This is a genomic window from Arthrobacter sp. 260 (assembly GCF_013116745.1).
Lineage (GTDB): Bacteria > Actinomycetota > Actinomycetes > Actinomycetales > Micrococcaceae > Arthrobacter_D.
The window spans coordinates 1-23,527 of record NZ_JABFOE010000017.1 but is presented as its reverse complement, the minus strand read 5'-3'; the positions used below and the strand labels follow the sequence as shown (position 1 = coordinate 23,527).

Genomic DNA, 23,527 nt, shown 5'->3' with positions numbered 1-23,527 from the left:
AAAGTCCCGCCCGGACGCCCCCGGTGGATCCAGGCGCAGGCGGATGCCGCAAATACCGCCGAGAGCGGAAACCGCTCAGCTGCCGGGCCTCCACTACGCATCTCCGACTCGTCGCGGCTAGAGTTACAAAAGTGATTTGTCACGATCCTTACGATCTTGGGGTCGTGGCCACAGACAGGCTGCGGAGCATCGTTCCGTTGCGTCAGTTGTAAGCATCGTAGACATCATCTGCGGAGTGGGAGAGGTTTGGCGTGGCTGTAGAGCAAGGTGGACCGGAAATTCTTAGTAATTTGACCGGCGGAACCGACGGTGACCCGGAGGAGACAGCCGAGTGGATTGAGTCACTCGATGAGCTGATCCGGGTCCAGGGCACTGAACGGGCGCAGTTCATCATGCGTTCGCTGTTGCAGCGCGCTGGTGCGCGGAGCGTCGGCGTGCCCATGGTGACGACCACCGACTACGTGAACACCATTCCGGCGGACCAGGAACCCGATTTCCCGGGTGACGAGGAAATCGAACGGAAGTTCCGCGCCTGGATGCGCTGGAACGCGGCCGTCATGGTGCACCGTGCGCAGCGCCCCGAGATCGGCGTCGGCGGTCACATCTCCACCTACGCAGGAGCCGCGACCCTCTATGAGGTGGGATTCAACCACTTCTTCCGGGGTAAGGACCACCCAGGCGGCGGTGACCAGGTCTTCTATCAGGGCCACGCCTCCCCCGGCATGTACGCGAGGGCCTACCTTGAGGGACGCCTCACCGAGGAGGACCTCGACGGGTTCCGCCAGGAGAAGTCGAAGGAAGGCCACGCGCTCTCCTCCTACCCGCACCCCCGGCTGATGCCGAACTTCTGGGAATTCCCCACCGTGTCGATGGGAATCGGCCCGATGAACGCGATCTACCAGGCGCAGTCCAACCGCTACCTCCACAACCGTGGCATCAAGGACACCTCCGATCAGCAGGTCTGGGCCTTCCTGGGCGACGGCGAGATGGACGAGCCGGAATCACGCGGCCTGCTGCAGCTCGCAGCCAACGAGCGCCTGGACAACCTGAACTTCGTCATCAACTGCAACCTGCAGCGCCTCGATGGTCCGGTGCGCGGCAACGGCAAGATCATGCAGGAACTCGAAGCCTTCTTCAGGGGCGCCGGCTGGAACGTCATCAAGGTGGTCTGGGGCCGCGAGTGGGATGACCTGTTGGAGAAGGATGAAGATGGTTCCCTGGTGGGAATCATGAACTCCACCCCCGACGGCGACTACCAGACCTACAAGGCCGAGTCCGGTGGGTTTGTCCGCGAACACTTCTTCGGGAAGACCCCGCAGACCAAGGAAATGGTCGCCGATTTCAGCGACGACAAGGTGTGGAAGCTCAAGCGCGGTGGGCACGATTACCGCAAGGTGTACGCCGCGTACAAGGCCGCCACCGAGTTCAAGGGAAAGCCGACGGTCATTCTCGCGAAGACGGTCAAGGGTTATGGCCTGGGCCCCCATTTCGAGGGGCGCAACGCGACCCACCAGATGAAGAAGCTCACCTCTGATGACCTCAAGGCGTTCAGGGACCACCTGCGCATTCCCATCACTGACGAGCAGATCGACGACGACCTGTACAACCCGCCGTACTACCACCCCGGCGCTGACGCACCCGAGATCAAGTACCTGTTGGAACGCCGCAAGGCGCTCGGCGGCTTTGTCCCCGAGCGTCGCAACAAGCACACCGAGGTTACCCTGCCGGGCGACAAGGCGTACGAGGTCGCGAAGCGCGGCTCCGGCAAGCAGATGGCGGCCACCACCATGGCCTTCGTGCGGCTCCTGAAGGACCTGATGCGGGACAAGGAGTTCGGGAAGCGGATTGTCCCGATCATCCCCGACGAGGCCCGCACCTTCGGGATGGATTCCTTCTTCCCGACGGCGAAGATCTACAACCCGAACGGCCAGAACTACCTGTCCGTCGACCGTGACCTGGTCCTCGCGTACAAGGAGTCGGTCGAAGGACAGATCCTGCACGCAGGGATCAACGAGGCCGGATCGGTAGCCGCTTTCACCGCCGCCGGTACGTCCTACGCCACCCACGGCGAACCACTGATCCCCGTGTACGTGTTCTACTCGATGTTCGGCTTCCAGCGCACCGGCGACTCCTACTGGGCCGCCGCCGACCAGATGACCCGTGGGTTCATCATCGGGGCCACCGCTGGCCGCACCACGCTGACCGGCGAGGGACTGCAGCACGCGGACGGGCACTCACCGCTGTTGGCCTCCACCAACCCCGCCGTGGTCACGTATGACCCGGCCTATGGTTACGAAATTGGCCACATCATGCGTGACGGCCTGAACCGGATGTACGGCGAAGGCTCGGACGACCGGAACCTGATGTATTACATCACCGTCTACAACGAGCCGATCCTTCAGCCGAAAGAGCCGGAAGAGCTCGACGTCGAGGGCCTCCTCAAGGGCATTTATCTGGTCTCGCCTGCGAAGATCGACGGGCCGCGAACCCAGATCCTCGCCTCGGGTGTCTCAGTGCCCTGGGCCCTTGATGCACAGCGGATCCTCGCCGAGGACTGGGGGGTTTCGGCCGACGTCTGGTCGGTCACCTCGTGGACCGAGCTGCGTCGCGACGGACTGGCCGCCGAGGAAGAAGCGTTCCTCAATCCGTCCGGTGAAGCCCGCGTACCGTTCATCACCCAGCAGCTTGAAGGCGCCACCGGCCCGATCGTTGCCGTGACTGACTACATGAAGGCTGTTCCGGACCAGGTCCGCCAGTTCCTGCCCAACGAGTTCGCCACTCTTGGGGCTGACGGCTTCGGCTTCTCCGACACCCGGGCTGCAGCACGCCGGTTCTTCAAGATCGACAGCCACTCAGTGGTGGTGCGGGCTCTCGAGATGCTGGCACGCCGCGGCGAGGTGGACGCCAGCGCGCCCGCCGAAGCGATCGACAAGTACAAGCTGCTCGACGTCAACGCCGGCACCACCGGAAACACCGGTGGGGACAGCTAGCACGCGCTAGAAACTGCCCTGGAGAACAGGTGGACCGGTTATTACCGATCCACCCGTTCCCCGGGGCAGTTTTTTGTTGGGCACCGGCGAGGGTATCGCCGGTTTGTAGCCTCTACACAAATGGAGCAAGATACCGGTTCAGACGTATGCTCATGGAATGCCTGTGTCCGAACGCCCGTTTCCGCCCAGTTCCCGCAGGACCGAGATCCCGGTTGCCGACCCCGACACGGTGGAGCGGCTGCGTGCCAAGATTGGCGCACTCTCCACCGCCACACTCCAACAACTGGACGCGTCGCTCCCCTGGTACCGCAGCCTGCGGCCGGATGAGCGCTCGGCGCTGGGCATGGTGGCGCAAAAGGGCATCGCCTCGTTTGTGAACTGGTACCAGCGCCCGGTGTCGCCTGCCTGGGTCCTCAGCGACGTTTTTGGCACGGCACCCACTGAACTCACCCGGTCCATCAGCCTGCAGAAGGCGCTGCAGCTCATTCGTGTGGTGGTGCAGGTGGTCGAGGACCGCGTGCCCGACCTCGCTGCCGACGCCGACCAGGGCGCCCTCCGCGAGGCCGTGCTGCGCTACTCCCGGGAAGTTGCCTTCGCCGCCGCCGATGTCTACGCCCGGGCGGCCGAAACCCGTGGATCCTGGGACACGCGGTTGGAAGCGCTGGTGGTGGACGCCATCCTGCGGGGTGAAAGTTCGGACGCCCTCCGCTCCCGGATCGCCGCGGTGGGCTGGAAATCGCAGGCCCGGATCACGGTGATGGTTGGCAGTTCACCGCCCGAACCGAACGCCATGTTCCTCAACGAGCTGCGCCGCACCACCGACCGAATCGCCGAGGACACCCTGGTGGGCATCCAGGGCGACCGGCTGATCCTGGTCCTTGGCGGGGTGGAAAACACCGAGAACACCTACAGCCGCCTCAGCGATCTGTTCGGCCAGGGACCGGTGGTGTACGGTCCGGAATCCGAATCTCTTGTCGCCGCCAGCAGTTCGGCACAGGCTGCCTTCGCCGGGCTGACGGCGGCCCGCGCGTGGCCGGCAGCCCCGCGGCCGGTCGCCGCCGACGATCTCTGGCCCGAACGGGTCATCTCCGGCGACGACACCGCCCGGAAAGCCCTCATCCGGAACATCTACCGCCCCCTGGTGGGAGCCTCCAACGGCCTCGAAGAAACGCTGTCCGCCTACCTGAACCTGGGCCACTCGCTCGAAGCGACCTCCCGGGCACTCTTCGTCCACGCGAACACTGTCAGGTACCGGCTCCGGCGTGTCTGCGACATCACCGGCTGGGATCCGCTCCTCCCCCGCGAGGCGTTCGTCCTCCAAACCGCACTGGTGGTCGGCCGGCTCAGCCAGCCCGCCCAGGCCCCGCCGGAGCGGCCTGCTACTCGTCCGTAACCCATGCCTTCGTTGTAGACTTCCTACAAAGTGGCCTCCGGAGCTTCGTGTACCGGAATACCCAACAATCACCTAGCAGTTTGGAAAGCTTGATACGTGCTTGCAATTGTCTGCCCCGGTCAGGGGTCCCAAACGCCCGGTTTCTTGAGCCCCTGGTTGGAACTCCCAGGCGTCCCTGAGCATCTCGAGTCCCTCAGCGATCAGGCCGGACTGGACCTGGTCCGCCACGGCACCATCTCGGACGAAGAAACGATCAAGGACACTGCCGTGGCGCAGCCCCTGATCGTTGCCGCCGGTCTGGTGACCGCGCGGGTGCTGCTGGGCAACCGTCCGATGACGGCGGCCACTGTGGTCGCAGGCCACTCGGTGGGCGAGGTCACGGCGTCAGCCATTGCCGGTGCGCTGTCCGAACAGGACGCGGCAGCCTTTGTCAGGGTCCGCGCCACGGCCATGGCCGAAGCGGGAGCAGTAGTGCCCACCGGGATGAGCGCCATCCTGGGCGGCGATCCCGACGACGTCGCCGAGGTACTCGCCCGGCACGGTCTGACACCGGCGAATGCCAACGGGGGCGGGCAGGTTGTTGCCGCCGGCACCCTCGACCAGCTGGCGGCACTCATTGCCGATCCCCCGGCGAAGGCGAGGGTCATCCCACTGAAGGTTGCGGGTGCCTTCCACACCCACCACATGAGCCCCGCCGTTGCGGCGCTCCAGGAGCTGCGGCCTACTCTTACACCCCTTGATCCGGTTGCCACGCTGCTGTCGAACTACGACGGCGCCCCGGTGACCACCGGGGACGGAAACCTGGACAGTCTGATCGCCCAGGTGTCGCGCCCGGTCCGGTGGGACCTCTGCATGGCCCAGCTGGAGCACATGGGGGTTTCGGGGGTTCTCGAATTGTCGCCGGCGGGAACGCTGACGGGATTAATGAAGCGCGGAATGCGCGGGACACCCACATTGGCCGTAAAATCGCCTGAGGATCTGGATGCCGCCGCTTCCTTTATTGAGGAGCACTCACGCACCCCGGATCCGGTCATTTCCCCCATTGCAGAAGGACACTAGTGAACGCCCCCGTCATGAAGCAAGCTCCACTGCGCGAGCACACGCGCATCCACGGCATCGGCGTATTCCGGCCCGATGTCATAGTCACCAACGAAGACGTCTGCCAGTGGATTGACTCCTCTGACGAATGGATCCGGCAGCGGACCGGGATTGTTACCCGGCACCGCGCCGACCGCGACACCAGCGTCATCGACATGGCGGAGGCCGCGGCGCGGTCGGCCTTGGAGAACGCCGGAATCGACGCCGCCCAGCTGGGCGCAGTCCTCGTCTCGACAGTGACCCACCCCTATGCCACCCCCTCGGCTGCCGCGCAGCTGACGGACCGCCTCGGTGCCACGCCAGCGCCCGCCTATGACATCTCGGCGGCCTGTGCCGGGTACTGCTACGGCATTGCCCAGGCGGACGCGATGGTGCACGCAGGAACCGCCGAGTACGTTCTGGTGGTTGGTGTCGAGAAGCTGTCCGACTTCATCGACAACGCCGACCGGACCATTTCGTTCCTCCTCGGCGACGGTGCAGGCGCCGTGGTAATCGGCCCGGCGGAGAGCGCCGGCATTGGACCGTCGGTATGGGGCTCGGATGGCAGCAAGCACCAGGCCATCCGGATGTCCCACTCGCTGCTGGATATCCGCGATGCCGAGCTCGCTTCAGTGGGCGCCGTCGGCGGATCCCTCGAAGACACGCCGAAAGCCTCCTGGCCCACCATGCGCCAGGACGGGCAAACGGTCTTCCGGTGGGCGGTCTGGGAAATGGCTAAGGTCGCCCAGCAGGCACTGGACGCCGCAGGCGTCACGGCCGAGGACCTGGTGGCCTTCGTGCCACACCAGGCGAACATCCGCATCATCGACGAGATGGTCAAGCAGCTGAAGCTGCCCGACCATGTAGAAGTGGCACGCGATATCGTTGACGCTGGAAACACCTCGGCCGCTTCCATTCCACTTGCCATGCACCGCATGCTCCAGGAACACCCCCAGCTGAGCGGGGGTCTGGCCCTGCAGATTGGTTTTGGTGCCGGTCTGGTGTTCGGCGCGCAGGTGGTAGTACTTCCCTAGTTTTTCCCAAGCCAAACCGTCAACCGCGGTTTGATTATCCATGCCGGGTCTTTGATCCGGCTTGACAAGAAAAGGAGCCATCCATGGCTAGCAACGAAGAAATCCTGGCCGGCTTGGCCGAAATCGTCAACGAGGAAACCGGTCTTGCACCCGAGTCAGTCGAGATGGACAAGTCCTTCACCGATGACCTGGACATCGACTCCATCTCGATGATGACCATCGTGGTCAACGCCGAAGAGAAGTTCGGCGTTCGGATTCCCGACGAAGAGGTCAAGAACCTGAAGACCGTCGGCGACGCCGTCAACTTCATTTCCGGCGCGCAGGCCTAGATCCACTTGGCTCCGTGGCTGCCAGCACCACTTGGTGCTGACAGCCGCGGAGGCGTCCACCCGCACGTTCCACAGCAACACCCCACGTTTTAGAGAGTGAACCATGGCACGCAAAGTAGTGATCACCGGACTGGGCGCGACGACGCCGATTGGCGGCGACGTCCCCACCATGTGGAAGAACGCCCTCAAGGGTGTCTCCGGTGCTCGAACCATCGAAGCCGACTGGGTCCAGGAGTACGAGCTGCCCGTGACCTTCGCTGCGCAGGTCACGACCCCTGCCAGTGAGGTCCTCTCACGAGTCGAAGCCAAGCGCATGGATCCCTCCACGCAGTTCGCGGTCATCGCAGCCCGCGAAGCCTGGCGGGATTCCGGCCTTGAAGAAATTGACCACGACCGGTTCGCGGTCGCGTTTGCCACCGGCATTGGCGGTGTCTGGACGCTCCTTGATGCCTGGGACACCCTGCGCGCCAAGGGCCCCCGCCGGGTCCTTCCCATGACGGTCCCCATGCTGATGCCCAACGGCCCAGCAGCTGCAGTGAGCCTTGACCTGGGCGCCCGGGCGGGAGCCCACACCCCGGTGTCCGCGTGTGCCTCCGGTACTGAGGCCCTGCACCAGGGTCTGGAGCTGATCCGCTCCGGCAAGGCCGACGTCGTCATGTGTGGCGGCGCCGAAGCCGCAATCCACCCGATGCCGATTGCGGCGTTCGCGTCGATGCAGGCGCTCTCACGGCGCAACGACGATCCTCAGCACGCTTCGCGCCCCTACGACACCGGTCGTGACGGCTTTGTCATGGGTGAGGGCGCCGGGGCCCTTCTCATCGAGGCTGAAGAGCATGCACTGGCCCGGGGCGCCCGAATCTATGGTGAACTGGCTGGCACCTCGGTGACCGCTGACGCTTATCACATCACCGCTCCGGACCCCGGTGGCCTGGGCGCTACCCGCGCCCTGAAGGCAGCAATGTTCGATGCCCGGGTGCAGCCGTCCGATATCTCCCATGTCAACGCCCACGCCACGTCCACCCCGGTGGGCGACAAGCCGGAGTACGTGGCGTTGAAGACCGCCCTCGGTTCCCACATCGATAATGTGGCAGTGTCAGCGACCAAGTCGCAGACCGGCCACCTGCTCGGCGCATCGGGTGCGGTGGAGGCTGTGATGACTGTCCTGGCTGTTTACGATCGCAAGATGCCGGTGACCATCAACCTGGAGAAGCAGGATCCCGACATTCCGCTGGACATTGTGACCACCGAACGGACGCTGCCTGCTGGCGATCTGGTGGCACTGAGCAATTCGTTTGGGTTCGGCGGGCACAACGCAGTGATCGTGGTCCGCAGCGTCTAGCCCGCGGCTCGATCGCCCTCGGAGTACAACAAGGCAGAAGGCGCCGACCGTCACGGTCGGCGCCTTCTGCCTTTAAATAATGCTCCCGCGCTACTATGGCGTCCCAGCGCAAAGGAGGGCCCGGTGGGCAAGGTAGTCATGTACAGCTCAGTGTCGGTGGACGGGTTCATCGCGGACGAGAATGACCAGCCCGGGCCACTGTTCGACTGGTTGACCAACGGCGATGTCCCCCTGGATGAGAGCGGCATGGTGATGGTGTCGCAGACCTCCTTCGACTACACCCGGCAGTACTGGGACCAGATCGGGGCGACAGTCGTTGGCCGCCGCGTCTTCGACCTGACAGACGGCTGGGAGGGAAAGCCACCGGGCGGGATCGACCATGTGGTTGTCGTGACACACCGCCCGATGCCCGAGGGGTGGGACCCCGGGGCACCATTTCACTTCGTCGGCAACGTCGAGGCAGCCGTGGCCAAGGCGCAGGAACTCGCCGGTGACCGGATCGTTGAAGTCGCTGCCGGCGACGTCGGCGGTCAGGCGCTGGCCGCCGGTCTGGTCGATGAAGTGCGCATGGACGTCGTCCCCGTGGTGTTCGGATCCGGGAAGCGCTACTTCGGATCAGTCCAGGGTCAGCTCCTGTTGGAAGACCCTCAGGAAGTAATCCAGGGGATCCGGGTACAGCACCACCGATATCGGGTGCGCCGCTGACCTGGCCTGATCGGGGAAATCGGTTAGCCGACCTGGTGGAGCCACCTCACGGGTGCACCTTCGGCGGCATGCCTGAACGGTTCGAGCTCCTCGTCCCAGGATTCGCCGAGCGCCAACGACAGCTCGTGGTACACGGCAGCGGGATCGCCTGCGCCGGTCTCGTAGGCGTACCGAATCCGGTCCTCGGTCACCATGATGTTGCCGTGGACATCAGTCGTGGCGTGGAATATGCCCAGCTCAGGGGTATGCGACCAGCGACCGCCGTCGGCTCCGGCGCTCTGCTCTTCGGTGACCTCATAGCGGAGGTGAGCCCATCCCCGGAGGGCTGATGCCAGCTGGGCTCCGGATCCCTGGGGCCCGACCCACGACAGTTCGGACCTGAACATGCCGGGTGAGGCTGGCTGAGGGGACCACTCAAGATCGGTCCGCTGATCAATCACCGAACCGATCGCCCACTCGATATGAGGGCATAACGCAGAAGGGGCTGAGTGAATATACAACACTCCGCGCGCCGTAATACCAGACATTCCATCCTCCATAGCTGTAGGTGCGTCTTCCCCAACGACCTGCAACAGTGAATGGACTCGTCCGAATGTGTCCGCCGACACGGCGAACTACGGTTCATTCTGCCCTACATACCCTAATTGCGCCACTGTAACTACCTGGTTGCCACTTGGCCCGTCCCGGACTTGTTCTGAATCCGCCTCTACCCTAGCTCGGTCAAGCCCGGGGGTGGGCCTGTTCGTAGCTCTTACGGAGCCGCTCGACCGAGACGTGGGTGTAGATCTGGGTGGTGGCGAGGCTGGAGTGCCCCAGGATTTCCTGAACGGCCCTCAGGTCGGCGCCGCCGTCCAGCAGGTGGGTGGCAGTGCTGTGGCGGAGGGCGTGGGGCCCGGTCGCGGAGGTGCCCTGTACCCCGGCGAAGAGTTTCTCCACCGTGGACCGGGCCTGCCGCTGGTCCATCCGTCCGCCGCGCTGACCGAGAAACAGGGCTGGTCCGCTGGTCGGATGAGCCAGTAGGGGGCGCCCCCGGCGGAGCCAGTCGTCGAGGGCGTGTGCCGCCGGCACTCCGTAAGGCACCGTCCGTTCCTTGTTGCCCTTGCCGACGACTCTCAGGGTCCGGCGGTCCGGGTCGAGGTCATCGATGTCCAGGCCGACCAGCTCGCCGACCCGGATCCCGGTGCCGTAGAGGACTTCGACGAGGGCGATGTTCCGCAGGGCGATCGGGTCGCCGTCCGCGGACGCTGTTCGCAGAGTGTCGAAAATACCGTCCAGTTGTTTGACCGAAAGAATTCCCGGCAGCGTCTTCTCCTTCTTGGGTGCCCGGAGCCGCAGGGCCGGATTGACGTTGATGAGTTCTTCCCTCACTGCCCAGGCCAGGAAACTGCGCACGGTGGCGGCACGTCGGGCGATCGTCGACCGGGCATGGCCCTGCGCATCCATCGTGCCCAGCCAACCGCGGAGGTCGGCAAGGGTCAGCTCGTCCAGGCGGGTAACTCCTGCCTCGTGGGCGAAACGGAGCAGCCCGCCGATATCGGTGAGGTAGGCGCGCACGGTGTGGGCCGAGCGGTTACGTTCCGCGACCAGGTAGGTCCGGTACCGATCCACCGCATCGGCGAACGGGGCTGGCGGTTGCTGCATCTGTTCACTGTGCGCCCTGTAGGAACGATCCTCAAGGAGGCGCTCCGCTGCACTCCCCAGTCGGGATCATGTTGACGCTCGGTTCAGGCCTGCCGCCGTGACTACGCAGCTCTCGCAGATTGCCCTCATGCCGCCGGACGGACCGAATCACCCGCCTCCAGGTCCAGAAGGAGTCGTTTGACGGCCGGGCCCGCCGAATACCCGGTAACCCCACCGGAGGAGCTGACCACCCTGTGCCCCGGAATGATGATTGCCAACGGATTCACCCGGATGGCAGCGCCAATGGCGCGTCCCATCAACGGGTTGCCGAGTTGGGCGGCGAGTTCCTTGTAGCTGCGAGTTTCGCCATAGGGAACGGCGAGAACTGCGGCCCACACGCGGTGCTGGAAGTCCGTCCCGTTCGGCTGGACCGGCAGGCTGAAGGCCCGGCGTTTCCCGGCAAAGTACTCATGGAACTGGGTCTGAGCGCGGTAAAAGGTTCCGGCGTCGGCCTCCAGACTGGCTGCTGTGGGCGTTTCGCCCGCTGCATCCGCCACTTTCGAAAGCTTAGCGAAAGGGACACCGACAGCCGAGGGTATCGGCGGTGGATTGTGCACCTCGTGATAGACAGCGGTGAGCGATGCCCTTTCGACGACGATCAGCAGCTTACCGGCCGGGGTAGTCATAAATCTGTGTGACTTCATGAGTGGTTTCCCTTCTACTGGTTTTTACGGTGTGCGCTTTCGACCTGCTGTTGCCTAGGGTGTGTGCTCTTTCGACGCCAACCGCCGTCGTCGGAGCGTTCTGCGAGGCCGCCGAACTCAAGGCGGCTCAGTCCCGCCAGGACGCCGCGGATGCTCAGGCCGGCCACTGAGGCAAGCTTGTCGACGCTGGAGGTTGACCGCACCGGGAGTGCATCCAAGAGGAGAAGCTCTTCGACGCTGAGCCCATCATGGACGGCGGGAGAGATCTCGGGCTCGGGCGCCAGGGTGCTGCCGATTGGTCCGGCGAGTTCGGACACCTCGGCAGCATCCGTGACACACACGGCGCTCCCCTCGCGCAGGAGCCGGTGGCATCCCGCCGAGTTGGCCGAGTGCACCGATCCGGGGACGGCTCCTACTGCCCGGCCCAAGCCCGCGGCATGATGAGCAGTGTTCAGCGCCCCCGACCTCCAGCGTGCCTCCACCACGACCGTCGCTGCGCAGAGTGCCGCGATTAACCTGTTGCGCTGCAGAAATCTCCACCGTGTGGGGGAGGAACCGGGCGGCACCTCGGCGACCAGCAGTCCACGGCGCGCAGTCTCCCGTAGTAGCTGTTCGTTCCCGGCCGGGTAGTAACGGTCGACACCGCACGCCGTGACGCCGATGGTGGGCACCTGGCGGTCCTCCCCTGCCGCGGCCAGGGCGGACCGGTGAGCTTGGGCGTCAATGCCGTAGGCACCACCGGACACTACCGTGTAGCCGCGGGTGACCAGGCCAGCGGCGAGCTCTCCGGTGACTGTCGCCCCGTAGGCGGTGCTGTCGCGGGAGCCGACGACCGCGACCAGCCGGCTGAGTTCAGGGATGCCTGCAGCCAGGTCCCCGCGCACCCACAGGCAGGAGGGCGCGGAAAGTTGCAGGTCGTCCAGTGCCGAGGGCCATAGCTCACTCTCGGGTGTCACCAGCGCACCACCCAGCCGGCCGAGGGTTGCGAGGTCGCGTTCCGGGGCGAGGTCCGCCACCCTCGGCTTCCACCGGTCCAATGCCTCCTGCAGGACGTGTGGCCGGGGACTGAAGCCATTGGACTCCAGGAGTCCTGCGATCTCACCAGCCAGCACCCCGCCTGCAGACAGTTGGCCGCTGGCGATGCGTAAAGCATCAAGTGGTCCCACGGCGGCCGTCAGTGCCAGGCCCACACTGTCGGACGGTTCGAGCAACCGGGAAAGGGCGGCCCTTGCGATCAGTAAGGGGTCAGCAGGGGCTGTCATGGGGAACTCTCCTGAAGCCGGAGGGTGAGTGCAACCTCGACGTCGTCGCTGGAGGGCGACGTACGGCCGCCGAGATCAGCGAGGGTCCAGGCCACGCGCAGCACCCGGTCGTGGCCGCGCATGGTGAGGGTTTCGTGCTGCATGGCCCGATCGACCGGAGCTGTGACCGCCCGGGCCAGCTTGAGTCCGTCATTCAAGACGGCCGAGGACATCCCGGCGTTGGTGCTGGCTCCCCACTTGGCCAGCCGTTCGCGCTGCGCGGCTCGGGCTGCGGCCACTCGTGCCGCCACGGTCTTGGAGGATTCGGCAGTGGAGGCGTCGGCGTAGTCGGCCAGGGACACGCGGGAGACCGCCAGTTGGAGATCGACCCGGTCGAGGAGGGGCTGCGACAGACGATTGAAGTACCGGCGGCGCTGCTCGGCGGTGCACACGCAGTCGATTCCCTTGCCGCTCGCCAGTCCACAGGGGCAGGGATTCAGAGCCATCACCAGCTGGAAGCGGGCGGGGTAGGACGCGGTGCCCGCCGAGCGATGGAGGATCAGTTCGCCGCTTTCGAGGGGTTCCCTCAGGGCTTCCAGGACGCCGCGCTGGTATTCGGGTGCCTCAGCGAGGAATGGAAAGTACACCCCAGTGTGTGGTCTCAGTTTAGCCGTGGGGTGCGAGAGCGGCGGAGAAGCGGCGCCCGTCCTGTGTTCATGCTGGTGTGTGTTCGTGCTGGTGTGTCATAGATAGACGGATGAATCGAACTATGCCGCCTCTGACCGCATCTGCTTGGTCCCTTCCTGGGCGACTTTGGTGCGACTAGACACCGTCCTCAGATCCCAGGCAGAGGCCCCCGCCGCTTAAGACTCGGCAGGTTGAGGTAAGGAAGTGGGCAGATCTCATGGCCACCGGCGGGCAGTTTTACTGGCCGTCAGTGGGCACTTTCGTGGCCGGCTATGGGCAGTTTTTCATGGCCGCTAACAGGGGCGCATACCGCGCGGCTTCCTGGGCGCAACGGGTGCGCTCGAGGAGTCGAACTTGTGATGGTCTTCGCGGAACCGGGCCATCCCATCCCGATGAGGTCTATAACCCCAAGGACAGTCCGGACACATTGCTTGAAAACGGGATGCGTCATGCTTATGAGTCCTTCGCGAACGGCACGGACCTGTTCCATCGCAACGTCCGCTGGTTCATGGGGCGGCTCTACCCGGATCTCACCTTCGATGAGCAGCTTCGGCACGTCTGGCTCACCGATGGGCGCCTGTGTTCAATCGATAACGAGATTGGCAGAGTGAATGGCCGCATATGGGACCAGTCTCAGTCCTCGTTGAGGAGCACCCGGATGGTGTGCAGGACGAGCTCACGCTGGCGGGCATTCAGCCGGTTCGCCGACTCCGGCAGTACGAACGGCTCCAACTCCCCCGCCGGCAGGCCGGCGGCTTCACGGAGCTTCGTCATCGGGATGTCCAGGGCGAGTGAGAACGCCTGCAGGATCTTCTCGCTGGGCTCTTCCGGCACCGCCCGCAGGTACTTGGAAATCGACGTATTGGAGACTTCCACGCCCTTTGATGCCGCGATGGTGGTAATCCGGCGGGCGGACAACTGCTCGACGTTGGAATCGTTCAGCAGGTCGGACAGCGCGCTCATACGGGAAGCCTAGTCCGTTCGGCAGGTCACCATATTCTTCGTGAGGACTCCGCCGATCACTCGCAGCCTATGCCGTCCCCATCGCCGTCGAACTTCGAGGAGAAACCGGGATCACCAACTTTGATGGGTGCGGCTCCGGCGGCCCTCACCTCGGTGCAATTCGCGTAGCTGACTTCTCCGGCGGGAGCTTCTGCCGCCGGTTCCGGTGCCGGCTCGGGCACGGGTGCTTCAGCAGGGGTCGCCTGGATGGTGCCCGCCACTCCCCCGGTCGTCGGTGCCGGCTGGTCCGGGCAGGTAGAAAGCACGCCAGCGACCGCGTCCTTCTCCGCAGCGGTCATCCAGAGGTCGTACTTCGCTTTCACCGCGGTCTGCAAAGCCACGAATTCGCAGCGGAACGCCTTGATCGGCGGCAACCAGCTGGCCGCGTCAGAGTCCGACTTCTGCTGGTTCGCGGGCCCGTCCACGGCCAGGAGGTTCAGTGGATCGTTGCCGAATGCTTCACGGGTGTCCGGGTCCAGCTGCTGGGCTCCCTTCTGCCAGGCATCCGACAAGGCCACCAAATGATCCACCTGGACAGCGCTGCTGGTGTCGGCTCCGCGGACGAAGTTGATGGTCGTTGCGGTGAACGGGTCTGCGAGCACCCCGGTGAGCACAACACAGTCGTTCGTGCCGGGCTTGAACGTCTCTCCGGTGAGATCTCGTTCCAAGATGTCATTGCGGGTATCGCAACCATTTTTGTTTGTATCAGCCCATGCCTGGCCGAACTGATCCCGGTCATAACCGGTCTTCGGGGCACGTCCTTTGACCTCGATCGTCTCCAGCAGAGCCATCGCTGTTCCGGCCGATGCGGGCTCGGTCGTGGGCGGAGCTTCAGTAGTCGGTGCGGGTGCCGCTGTGGTGGCCGCAGGGGCTTCAGAAGCAGCGGGAGGGGCCGGTGTATCCGTGACGGCTGGAGGCGCCTGACAGCCGCTCAGGGCGACGACAGCAATGGCTACTGCGGCCAGTGTCCTGGCGCTCCGGCGGAGCTTGGAGAGCGTGCGGGGCTGGGCGATCGGCTGCATGGAAGGCATGTGTGCGGAGCTAGGAAGGATCATCACCAGTCACCGTATACAAGAAAGGCCGCCACCCGCTTTCGCAGATGACGGCCCTTCCGTGAACACCGTTAGGAGATGCTGTTCATGCTGTACGCGGGAATTACAGCCGCCCGTGCCGTCGCCCGGGTACAGGTGGAACCCGCCCCTGGAGTCGCGGTCGAGGACGTCCGGGGCCCCGTCACCCATGTCTCCCACATCAGGGCGCGAAACAAGTTGCCCCTGCTGGTGGCTGCGATGGCAACGAGCAGTGCTAGCTGGTGGTTCCTTGGGAGAGCAGGTCTGGCGGAGAACTTGCTAATGCTGCTCTGACGCTGGCGCTCCGACTTCAGTCATCTAAAGGTTCGATCGCTTCAGCGGTGAAGAACCGAACCTCGCCTGTGTCATTGTTCAAGACTGCGTAGACCGGCACGTTGAGGTCCTCGGGCAGCGATCGGCATTCGAATCCGCGGCCCTCGGAGGTACTTCCGTGGCGCCCAAGCACCCGACCTTGAAATGACACCTTGCGCGCAACCACACGGCCCCCAGGACTGATCATTATCCGATCCTCGCACGCGGGATGCACGGCGAACTAGATCTTGGGGAGATGCGAATCGGCAACTGCGTCCGGCGCAACGCAGGACCTCGTCGCCTGCTACGCAGGCGAGCCGCAGCTCGCCACCTGCTCCTCGTGATGGCGACCCGTCCTCATTGTTGGCGCGCTCGCGAGAGGCGCGGACCTGGTGCGCGACTCCGATGGGTGGTTACCGATCCATGCGGCCTGTGGCTCCTCCGTCATCGGTGACATCGCGACACACCCGCGACCGATGACGGGCCAAGGCCCGATTACCTCGGCCGGGCTGGCATTCTGATGTCATGCGGGTATTCGTCAGCAGTGTCAAGCGTGGTCTGGAGGACGAGCGGCGCGCCCTACCTGGTCTGATCCGTGCGCTGGGCCACGTGCCGGTCATGTTCGAGGACTTCGGCGCTCAGGTTGACCCGTCACGAGAGGCGTGCCTCGACGGCGTCGCCGGCAGTGACGTGTACCTATTGCTGCTCGGGCCCCACTATGGCTACCGGTTCCCCGAGACCGACCAGTCCGCCACCCACGACGAACTCGTTGAGGCCCGCCGCAAGGGCATCGATACTTTCGTGTTCCGCAAGGACGGCGTCGAGCCTGATCCTGATCAGGCCGCCTTGATCAGCCAGGTCGGTGACTACGCCCGTGGCGCATTCTGGGTTGACTACACTGACGTTCCCGATCTGCTCACCCAGGTGACCTCAGCCATCCGGCGGCTTGAGAACGCACCCTCGCCGCTGACATACGGGCCCCTCGACACACCGCCGGTGGTGGTCTGGAAAAACGAATGGGACCAGCCGTCCGGCTGGGGGCACGGTCACGAGCACACATACATCGAGTTGCACATCGCCCCTCTGGACGGCAAGCCTTGGTCCACTCGTCAGATCCATCGGCTTCCCGATGCGCTCATCGGAACGCTGCGTACCTTCGGAGCGGTCTCAATGGCTGTTGGCGTTGAACCAGACGTCACTGACGAGCACGTCACCATCACGGTGCCCGAACGAGAGCAGCCGTCCCATGGCCACGATGCGCCAGCGCAGTTCCGTGGCGTCCGCGTCGCCAGAACCGGTCAGGTATCGGTGTGGACGACACTGCCGCGAGCCCAGGTCGGCGCGCACGTCAACAACGACATCCTCACGTCGATCGTCACCGATCAACTGCGATTGGCCGGCGCACTGAACGTCTTGACCGGAGACCGATTCGCCATCAGCATCGGGCTAGCCGGCTCGATGATGATGAGCGTCAGCTCCAGCTCAGCGACGTCGTTCGGATTTGGCGACAATCGACCTATCCGTATTACACCGGATGAGTCCGTCTCAAGCGCCGTGTTCACCGTCGGAGCCGCCGAGATCGCCAGCTCATTGGCCAACCGCCTCATCACAGGCCTCGGACGTTGACACCGCAGGGTGCACTTGCGATCTCGCGAGCCTCAGCGAGGAATGGAAAGTACACCCCGGTGTGTGGTCTCAGTTTAGCCGTTGGGGTGCGGGAGCGGCGGAGCAGCGGCGCCCGTCCTGTGTCCGTGCTGGGGTGTCATAGATAGACGGATGAATCGAACTATGCCGCCTCTGACCGCATCTGCTGTCGAGCACGTGCGCAGCCTCATCGAAATCGCGACCTCGGTGCAGGCGTCCCGGCGACAGCGGGACATCGCGTTGGTCTGCGGCCACGTCGTGGTCTATTGGCAGCGTCCGGGCGGCGCTGCCGCTTCGTGGGGTTCGAGAATCTATTCACGTATCAGCACGCAGGACTGCATGGCCCTGATCTGCCGGGCTGGTTCTGCGGCGAGTGCGGGCACCGTCGCCGGGTGATCGGTTCGAGCCTTCGACCATTCCTCGATCTTGGGCAGGAACGGGTCGGTAACACGGTCCCGGGCAGCGGGTTCGGTGATCGGACGTCCGGCGTCCCGGGCCGCGACATGCTTAGCAACAATGTGGTGGGGGCAGCCCGTCAGCTCCGCAGTGGCGCGCAACGATCCGGTCAGATCGGAGGCAGCAAGGATTTCATGATCTCTCTGTCAGACTTCATACAAGGGCCTCTTCCTGGGCGACTTTGGTGCGACTAGACGACCGTCCTCAAAGCCCAGGCAGAGGCCCCCGCCGCTTAAGACGCGGCAGGTCCAGGTAAGGAAGTGGACAGATCTCATGGCCCCGGCGGGCAGTTTTGCTGGCCGTCAGTGGGCACTTTCGTGGCCGCCTATGGGCAGCTTTTCATGGCTGCTAACAGCTGAACCGTCACTGCATAACAGCCAGCCAGGGGAACACATGCCTACGAAGAGTTCCTCCGCCAGAACGGCATCGAGATCGAGGAAACCGTGGCTTGGTTCTTCGGTGAGCACCTCACCAGCCAACTTGGTGCAGCGGGCTTCTACTACGCCCCTTCCAGCCCGAACAGTTCATTTCTTGAAAGGTGCCGGCACATCTCCGCAGAGATGGAGAGTATCGCCAAGCAGTTCACCCTCTACTGCCACGAGGGCGAACTCGGTCCCGAACTCCTGCGCATGACGTCTGCACCAAGGCCGTGGAGTGAGATCCCCAGCCTCGTCGAACACAAGTACTTGCGCATCAAGTCACCCAGCGAGTGTGAGCACGCGCTACATCTCCTGTTCAACGACCAGTCGAGGCTCACCTACATCAACAAGTCGCTCCGAGCCAGGAGCTTTGTCCAGCTGGTCACAGAGAATGAGCTGCCCTACGACGAGCTTCATCATTTCCAGAACGAACCCGTCGACTGGTTGATCTCTGAGGGATTGGTTGCAGTAGATTCCGGCCTTATCGAGTTCTCTCAGCCGACGTTGGTTCTCGTCCTCCGCGATATGTACCACCATGAAGCAGCCCCATTCGGCCACTACGGAACGGACGAATCGGCCGCTGCGCTTGCCCTCGTGGATAAGGGATGGCTGACGTTCAGCTCAACACTTCTGACCTCGGCTGAGGCCAGCTACTTCAACTTCTACCTGAACAAGAGCGAGTTCAGTGGCCCGGATCTTCGCAACAGGTACGCGCATGGAACCAACGCCAATCCTGGCGCTTTGGCCGCACACAGACAGGCGTACGTACTACTCCTCCGATTGCTCGTGTCGCTGGCTCTCAAGATCCGCGACGACTTTCAAATATCGCTCGCGAACTGTTCGTCCGCATTCACAGTGAGGGAATCCGCAAGCCGAAGATGGAAATCGGGGACTTACTAACGCGACCCTCTTATCCCCGACGCCGAAAGTCTATTGTCTGCCGAGCCGTTCTCTCGCAGACAGTAGGCGGCGTCGGCAGATGCAGCCCGCGCTGATGTTCCACGGCCGATTGGCCCTCGTCGCCGGCACCGTTTGCATGGCGCGATTAGCGCACATTCGGAGCTGGCCAGCAGTGTGACTTCTACGAGTATCCGTCTTTCCTGAGCGGGCATGCTGGCTCTCTTTGGTGGCGGTTACGAGCCGGGTGTCACAGCCACACGCGCAGCGAGCTGCTGCTTAACTTGTGTGTATACGTCTACGTTCAGCGTGGGCGCAACCCACAGAGACAGGACCACCGCAAAGTCCACGCGGTCCCCTTTGAGGCCGCCAGCCTGCTCCTTACAGTGAACAGTGAGGTCAAGAGTGTTTCCTGCGCCGAATCCAATGGCTCGGTTGACTTCCCAAACTGCGTGCTGGAGTGTGCCGCGTTTGGAGCTGTCGCTGTTCACGTCCAGCGCCGAACCCAGCTCCGTGAAGCCGGTCGGCTTGGAAAAATCCAGTGCCGCGCAGCGGTATTGACGATGTCTCCAGTTCACGGGAGACATCCAGGCAAGTGTCGCCGTGACTCGCTTTAGACCCGTCTGTTGGAGGCCGCTTGGCAATGGGAAGGACAGATTGGACTGCTCGTTCGCGCCAAGGTTGCCGACGTAGAGGATACTCGCTTCGTGCGGTTCGCACCCGTCAGCGATGGATCGAGCTGGAATACCGTAGCCATGGGCATACGGTCGAACGCCGGTGTGGACGCGAAGATCGTCTGGAACACGAGCTGAGTGTGCGACGAGCGCCTTCGTCGCCACCGCGAGTTCGGACCGGGTCAGCTGGCGGTCTGCGAGGCCGAGGATCGAGTCGACTACACGGGCGGCGTCTCTGGAGACCAGCGCGGCGGCGGGGCTGCTTCCCATCGTGAAGACCTCGTCGGTTCCGTTGGATGCCGCTACTCGAATGCCGGGACCGTACGCCCCTTGGGGAGCGGGACGAAGTTCGGTTTCTCCCGACATCACGGACGTTCGAAATAGTGCACGTCCGCCTGGCGCGATCAGATCCGGCTTGACTGAACGACGGTAGCCCGCGCCGAGGGCGCTCGTAGGATTAACAATTAGTTCGCCGTCTGCCGGGTCGAAACGGTACCCAAGAAGGATTGAACCAGATCCGTCTGCGTTCAGCGCTCCTACAGTCAGCGCGTTCATCGAATCAGCGGGGGCGAGCAGACTCCGTCGTGGTACGGTCTCCGCCACGAGGGCATTTATTGCGTCTGCACGTTCCGTCCCGTTTGCTTTCGCAATGGCATCGACGCCTGACGGGACTGCGAGGGATCCGTGGTTTCCGGCGGAGACTACGACAACGACGCCGTAAGTAACACTTAGCCAGTCGATGGTTCTCGCCCAAGAGGAGATTACACCGTCGAAGGGGGCCGCGGGATCCCCCACAGAGAGATTGAGAATGACAATGGATTCCGCGGATGGTGCTGAGGTTCCATCCCCGTCGAAAAGTTCTCGGAATATACGGCGCATGAGGTCGGGAGCGAGTTCTGTCGCCGCGATTTCCTCGACGTGGTCCTGGGTGTCGAGCGCAGGAGTCAATATCGGTCGTACGAGCACGGGCCTCGCCGCAGGGCTCTCACCGGACGAGAGGTCACCCCAGACGGACACCGTCGCCATAGCAGTTCCATGGCGACGGTGTTCGGTTTCGGTCGCAGAATCGGCAGACAGATCGTCCGGGTCCGTAACGATCACGCGTCCGCTCAGCTTTGGATGGTTAGCAACAGGCACACCATCCAGTACACAAAAAACTGGGTCACCGGTCGGTATCGGACCTGCCTTCACGGCTCCTGCCGGCACCTCGCCAGAGAATGAGTACGACTGTGCACTTGCCCGCAAGTACATCACATGACTTGATTTCACAGCCGCAACCGCATCGAGGTCACCAGCAGCGAGCCGCTGAAGCACATCCAACGGGACTGTGCATTTCATGCCGTGATAGCCGACTTCATCAACTTGGGCGACGGAGAGCACCTGCCCTCCGCTCCCCCGAATAAGACTGGTCACCTCAAGTTCGGCCTTTTGACGCAGCGAGCTAGAGAGCCGATACCAGAGTTCAATTTCTATGGTGTGATCGCCAGGGAGCATCCCCGCCAACACGACGGCGAGCTCATTGAATCTGACCCGATCCTGAGGACCCCACGGTCGTACGTCCTTGAGGGTGGGCGAAGATATCGCGCAACGGCGCGTAGCCACGATCAACTTGCCCCGTCGTCTGCCACTTACGCCACTGAGCGAGAATCTTTCCGCGTGACTGTTCGTTGATGCAAACGGCGTGGAGACAGCCTGTGACGGGCAGGTCTTGATTCGCGGTCCTTCGGGGGAAGTTCGGATCGGGCTCGTACTCTTGCTCAACTTCCGCCAAGATCTCCAATCCCGGTAGTTGCGCAACGCGAGCAAGGTCGGCGCGTTCATCAATTGCCTCGAAGACAACGACCAACTGCGGGTCGCTCGCGCCTAGTGACTGAGTCAGGGTGATCTGTTCCGAGAATGCGGACTCAATGTCCTCGAACCTGCCCCCCAGCCGCAAACCCTGAGAACCGTGGGACGGTACGTTTACCTTGGACCCACCACGGTTTATCGGGTTGTACGGTACCGGCTGACGCACTTGACCCAAGAGGACCGGTCTCTCGTTGGAGACCCCGTCAGCCATCGGATACAGGCCGGGATCTGTGAACCCACATATTCAGCAAGCGGTCAGTTACAGAAGATGGATCCGCGTCAAAGCCGTCGAGAATCTGACGGCGCTGAACGTCCCTGGCGAAGTCCTCGAGTTCTGCGTAACTCACATCGCTCAGGCGGTCCGCGATGGTTCGCTCAGACTTTCCGAACCTAACGCCTGTACGTGCCGACCACGCACGAAGCCATTCAATCCTTCCGGCACGGGTTGGGTTGGGCAGCGATAAGCGAATCTGCATCCTCCGCCAAACAGCGCGGTCGAGCAGCTCGGCGTGGTTGGTCGCCGCCACCACGATGACATGGCTCGGCAATCGGTCGACCTGCAAGAGAAGTGAACTGACGACTCGTTTAATCTCCCCAGTTTCATGAGTGTCTCCACGCTCCTTTGCGACGGCATCGAACTCGTCGAAGAAGAGTACGCATGGACGAATTCGAACTGCTGAGAAAAGAGCATCCAACCGACTCGCCGTCTCACCAAGAAAGGATCCTATGAGGCCCTCGTACCGAACAGTCAGCAGCGGGACCGCTACCTCGGTCGCGATCGTCTCGGCCAACGTCGTTTTCCCGCTTCCAGGAGGACCTTCCAGGAGGACTCGATGGCGTGGTTCTACGCCATGGCTGCGAAGCAGGTCTCGTCGGTGATGTTCCTCAACAAGATCGGCTGTGGCTTGGCGAACCGTTGACGGCAGTACTAGATCGGTGAGTCGTCGCATCGGCTCTGTTTCGTGGAGCAAACCGGCCGACTCCTGCGGCCGAGTCAGCGGAGACACATTTGAGCCGGGCTTCCTACGCCTGGTCAAGGCGTCAGCTAGCTGCGACGCCAGGATGACGTGCTTCTTCGCATTCTCCTCGGCGATAAGTGCTTCTGCGGCGCGACGAAACGCTAGATCATCGCCACCTGCACCGGATTCGACCAGGGCGAGGAGCAAATCCGCGCGTGCCATTCTGCTGCCTCTCTCATCATTACGTTGTTCTAAAGAAGGCCAGGGCATGGATTGCTCGCGGCTCGTTCGCGGCTTACCGCTGCAGGTAATACTAGTCATCTTCCAAGCGTCTGCCTCGATCTTCGCAGCGTTGCGCTAAGCAGACACCGTCACACCTGCCTCCTACTGATTCTGCTTACAGCCTCAGCATGACAACTCGGGGCTCATCTCGTTGCATAAAACGCCACCGTCAACGACGCAGCAACATTCAGCGAATCCACGCCGTTCATCATCGGAATGGTCACGCGGACGTCAAGCACTTGATTTGCTGGGACAGCTCTATGGGCATGATCGTTGCCGTAAATGGTCCGGCAGAGAGAATCGTTTCCGCGGAGTCGGCACGTCCGCCCGAAGGCGTACGGCCTTCTTGCGACATGAACGCTGCGAGTTCGTCGCGTCGCCTGAGCCAAGCAGCAGTTAATCCCTGAGCACAGGGTTGCAATCTGCGCTTGAGTCAGCCCCCGGCGGTACATAACCTCCCACTCCGGCTGGCTCGCAAAGGAACGGTCAGTCATCGTCTCCAGGAGCGGCATCGTCGATCTCGCCGGCAGCGATACGCTCAGCGGTCCGGCGGTACGCCTCCTCGACGTAGTTATCGATGTCGTCGAGACCAATCCGCCAGGTATTGCGGCCACCGATCTGGAACCCCCGGAGTTCGCCGGATTTCAGAAGAGCCTGAACCAGCGGCCGTCTGACGTTCAAATGCACAGCGGCTTGCTCCACGGTCAGATAACGGGGAGGCGGCTGCTTCTCTTCAGGCATAGGGACATGCTTGGTGGCTCGGCCTCCGCAACGCACATCCCCAGATCTACTAACCCTATGGTTTCATCGGGTGGCCGTTGATGGGCGTGTTTAAAAGGCGAAAA

21 protein-coding genes and 2 pseudogenes are annotated in these 23,527 nt (G+C 63.2%); 11 read left to right on the top strand and 12 right to left on the bottom strand.

Annotation, left to right across the window (positions count from 1 at the left end; translation table 11 throughout):
• The first annotated feature begins 251 nt into the window (after positions 1 to 251).
• From aceE to HMI57_RS16110, 7 genes are all read left to right on the top strand, one after another.
• On the top strand, positions 252 to 2,990 hold the full coding sequence (aceE, locus tag HMI57_RS16140; protein WP_171587035.1) for a pyruvate dehydrogenase (acetyl-transferring), homodimeric type: 2,739 nt from the start codon (positions 252 to 254) through the stop codon (positions 2,988 to 2,990).
• Between the two features lie 157 nt (positions 2,991 to 3,147).
• Complete coding sequence (locus tag HMI57_RS16135) at positions 3,148 to 4,383, top strand: helix-turn-helix domain-containing protein (protein WP_171587034.1); 1,236 nt, start codon at positions 3,148 to 3,150, stop codon at positions 4,381 to 4,383.
• A gap of 96 nt (positions 4,384 to 4,479) precedes the next feature.
• A complete protein-coding gene (locus HMI57_RS16130; protein ID WP_171587033.1) occupies positions 4,480 to 5,442 on the top strand; it encodes an acyltransferase domain-containing protein in 963 nt (320 codons plus the stop codon).
• Positions 5,442 to 6,494, top strand: a complete 1,053-nt coding sequence (locus HMI57_RS16125; RefSeq protein WP_171587032.1) for a beta-ketoacyl-ACP synthase 3 — start codon at positions 5,442 to 5,444, stop codon at positions 6,492 to 6,494. The genes HMI57_RS16130 and HMI57_RS16125 overlap by 1 nt, the downstream gene beginning before the upstream one ends.
• A gap of 83 nt (positions 6,495 to 6,577) precedes the next feature.
• A complete protein-coding gene (locus tag HMI57_RS16120; protein WP_019482900.1) occupies positions 6,578 to 6,823 on the top strand; it encodes an acyl carrier protein in 246 nt (81 codons plus the stop codon).
• 103 nt (positions 6,824 to 6,926) lie between these two features.
• Positions 6,927 to 8,162, top strand: coding sequence for a beta-ketoacyl-ACP synthase II (fabF, locus tag HMI57_RS16115; protein ID WP_171587031.1), 1,236 nt, complete (start codon positions 6,927 to 6,929; stop codon positions 8,160 to 8,162).
• 123 nt (positions 8,163 to 8,285) lie between these two features.
• A complete protein-coding gene (locus HMI57_RS16110; protein ID WP_171587030.1) occupies positions 8,286 to 8,867 on the top strand; it encodes a dihydrofolate reductase family protein in 582 nt (193 codons plus the stop codon).
• Between the two features lie 23 nt (positions 8,868 to 8,890).
• On the opposite strand, the gene HMI57_RS16105 is transcribed toward HMI57_RS16110, so the two are convergent.
• The 7 genes from HMI57_RS16105 to HMI57_RS16075 form a co-directional block, all read right to left on the bottom strand.
• Positions 8,891 to 9,394: a DUF3145 domain-containing protein gene (locus HMI57_RS16105; RefSeq protein ID WP_171587029.1), complete on the bottom strand. Its 504-nt coding sequence runs from the start codon at positions 9,392 to 9,394 to the stop codon at positions 8,891 to 8,893.
• A 193-nt stretch (positions 9,395 to 9,587) separates the two neighbouring features.
• A complete protein-coding gene (locus tag HMI57_RS16100; RefSeq protein WP_171587028.1) occupies positions 9,588 to 10,508 on the bottom strand; it encodes a tyrosine recombinase XerC in 921 nt (306 codons plus the stop codon).
• 125 nt (positions 10,509 to 10,633) lie between these two features.
• Complete coding sequence (locus tag HMI57_RS16095; protein WP_171587027.1) at positions 10,634 to 11,191, bottom strand: methylated-DNA--[protein]-cysteine S-methyltransferase; 558 nt, start codon at positions 11,189 to 11,191, stop codon at positions 10,634 to 10,636.
• A gap of 14 nt (positions 11,192 to 11,205) precedes the next feature.
• Positions 11,206 to 12,453: a DNA-processing protein DprA gene (gene dprA, locus HMI57_RS16090; protein WP_171587026.1), complete on the bottom strand. Its 1,248-nt coding sequence runs from the start codon at positions 12,451 to 12,453 to the stop codon at positions 11,206 to 11,208.
• On the bottom strand, positions 12,450 to 13,097 hold the full coding sequence (locus HMI57_RS16085) for an ATP-binding protein (RefSeq protein ID WP_228721168.1): 648 nt from the start codon (positions 13,095 to 13,097) through the stop codon (positions 12,450 to 12,452). Before HMI57_RS16085 ends, dprA begins: the two co-directional genes overlap by 4 nt.
• Before the next feature lie 655 nt (positions 13,098 to 13,752).
• A complete protein-coding gene (locus HMI57_RS16080; RefSeq protein ID WP_171587025.1) occupies positions 13,753 to 14,082 on the bottom strand; it encodes a hypothetical protein in 330 nt (109 codons plus the stop codon).
• Positions 14,083 to 14,138: 56 nt separating this feature from the next.
• Entirely contained in the window at positions 14,139 to 15,152 is a 1,014-nt protein-coding gene (locus HMI57_RS16075; protein WP_171587024.1) for a DUF1524 domain-containing protein, read from the bottom strand.
• Positions 15,153 to 15,251: 99 nt separating this feature from the next.
• Between HMI57_RS16075 and HMI57_RS16070 the strand changes: the two genes are divergently transcribed.
• The 3 genes from HMI57_RS16070 to HMI57_RS16060 all read left to right on the top strand — a co-directional run bounded on the left by HMI57_RS16070 (position 15,252) and on the right by HMI57_RS16060 (position 17,543).
• A complete protein-coding gene (locus HMI57_RS16070; protein ID WP_171587023.1) occupies positions 15,252 to 15,485 on the top strand; it encodes a hypothetical protein in 234 nt (77 codons plus the stop codon).
• Between the two features lie 543 nt (positions 15,486 to 16,028).
• Positions 16,029 to 17,129 carry a DUF4062 domain-containing protein gene (locus HMI57_RS16065; RefSeq protein ID WP_171587022.1) on the top strand — a complete coding sequence of 367 codons (1,101 nt, stop codon included), beginning with the start codon at positions 16,029 to 16,031 and terminating at the stop codon, positions 17,127 to 17,129.
• A 162-nt stretch (positions 17,130 to 17,291) separates the two neighbouring features.
• Positions 17,292 to 17,543: a hypothetical protein gene (locus HMI57_RS16060; protein WP_171587021.1), complete on the top strand. Its 252-nt coding sequence runs from the start codon at positions 17,292 to 17,294 to the stop codon at positions 17,541 to 17,543.
• Between the two features lie 20 nt (positions 17,544 to 17,563).
• Here HMI57_RS16060 and HMI57_RS19205 read toward each other — a convergent pair.
• A pseudogene (locus tag HMI57_RS19205) lies at positions 17,564 to 17,760 on the bottom strand (IS21 family transposase); the annotation flags it as partial.
• Positions 17,761 to 18,046: 286 nt separating this feature from the next.
• Here HMI57_RS19205 and HMI57_RS16055 point away from each other — a divergent pair.
• The gene (locus HMI57_RS16055) at positions 18,047 to 18,922 is read left to right on the top strand and encodes a hypothetical protein (RefSeq protein WP_171587020.1); all 876 of its coding nucleotides are present in this window, start codon (positions 18,047 to 18,049) and stop codon (positions 18,920 to 18,922) included.
• A 233-nt stretch (positions 18,923 to 19,155) separates the two neighbouring features.
• Here the strand turns inward: HMI57_RS16055 and HMI57_RS16050 are convergent, their stop codons facing one another.
• From HMI57_RS16050 to HMI57_RS16035, 4 genes and pseudogenes are all read right to left on the bottom strand, one after another.
• Complete coding sequence (locus tag HMI57_RS16050; RefSeq protein ID WP_171587019.1) at positions 19,156 to 21,006, bottom strand: S8 family peptidase; 1,851 nt, start codon at positions 21,004 to 21,006, stop codon at positions 19,156 to 19,158.
• 638 nt (positions 21,007 to 21,644) lie between these two features.
• A complete protein-coding gene (locus HMI57_RS16045) occupies positions 21,645 to 22,721 on the bottom strand; it encodes an ATP-binding protein (RefSeq protein ID WP_228721163.1) in 1,077 nt (358 codons plus the stop codon).
• Between the two features lie 104 nt (positions 22,722 to 22,825).
• Positions 22,826 to 22,924: pseudogene (locus HMI57_RS19200) on the bottom strand (rRNA methyltransferase); the annotation flags it as partial.
• Between the two features lie 244 nt (positions 22,925 to 23,168).
• The gene (locus HMI57_RS16035; protein WP_171587018.1) at positions 23,169 to 23,423 is read right to left on the bottom strand and encodes a helix-turn-helix domain-containing protein; all 255 of its coding nucleotides are present in this window, start codon (positions 23,421 to 23,423) and stop codon (positions 23,169 to 23,171) included.
• Positions 23,424 to 23,527 lie beyond the last annotated feature (104 nt).

Excerpts from the sequence above, each read along its gene's own strand:
- HMI57_RS16135 (WP_171587034.1), top strand. The coding sequence starts at position 3,148 with ATGCCTGTGTCCGAACGCCCGTTTCCGCCCAGTTCCCGCAGGACCGAG.
- HMI57_RS16120 (WP_019482900.1), top strand. The coding sequence starts at position 6,578 with ATGGCTAGCAACGAAGAAATCCTGGCCGGCTTGGCCGAAATCGTCAAC.
- fabF (WP_171587031.1), top strand. The coding sequence starts at position 6,927 with ATGGCACGCAAAGTAGTGATCACCGGACTGGGCGCGACGACGCCGATT.
- HMI57_RS16105 (WP_171587029.1), bottom strand. The coding sequence starts at position 9,394 with ATGTCTGGTATTACGGCGCGCGGAGTGTTGTATATTCACTCAGCCCCT.
- HMI57_RS16100 (WP_171587028.1), bottom strand. The coding sequence starts at position 10,508 with ATGCAGCAACCGCCAGCCCCGTTCGCCGATGCGGTGGATCGGTACCGG.
- HMI57_RS16095 (WP_171587027.1), bottom strand. The coding sequence starts at position 11,191 with ATGAAGTCACACAGATTTATGACTACCCCGGCCGGTAAGCTGCTGATC.
- dprA (WP_171587026.1), bottom strand. The coding sequence starts at position 12,453 with ATGACAGCCCCTGCTGACCCCTTACTGATCGCAAGGGCCGCCCTTTCC.
- HMI57_RS16080 (WP_171587025.1), bottom strand. The coding sequence starts at position 14,082 with ATGAGCGCGCTGTCCGACCTGCTGAACGATTCCAACGTCGAGCAGTTG.
- HMI57_RS16075 (WP_171587024.1), bottom strand. The coding sequence starts at position 15,152 with ATGCCTTCCATGCAGCCGATCGCCCAGCCCCGCACGCTCTCCAAGCTC.
- HMI57_RS16070 (WP_171587023.1), top strand. The coding sequence starts at position 15,252 with ATGCTGTTCATGCTGTACGCGGGAATTACAGCCGCCCGTGCCGTCGCC.
- HMI57_RS16065 (WP_171587022.1), top strand. The coding sequence starts at position 16,029 with ATGCGGGTATTCGTCAGCAGTGTCAAGCGTGGTCTGGAGGACGAGCGG.
- HMI57_RS16060 (WP_171587021.1), top strand. The coding sequence starts at position 17,292 with ATGCCGCCTCTGACCGCATCTGCTGTCGAGCACGTGCGCAGCCTCATC.
- HMI57_RS16045 (WP_228721163.1), bottom strand. The coding sequence starts at position 22,721 with ATGACTAGTATTACCTGCAGCGGTAAGCCGCGAACGAGCCGCGAGCAA.
- HMI57_RS16035 (WP_171587018.1), bottom strand. The coding sequence starts at position 23,423 with ATGCCTGAAGAGAAGCAGCCGCCTCCCCGTTATCTGACCGTGGAGCAA.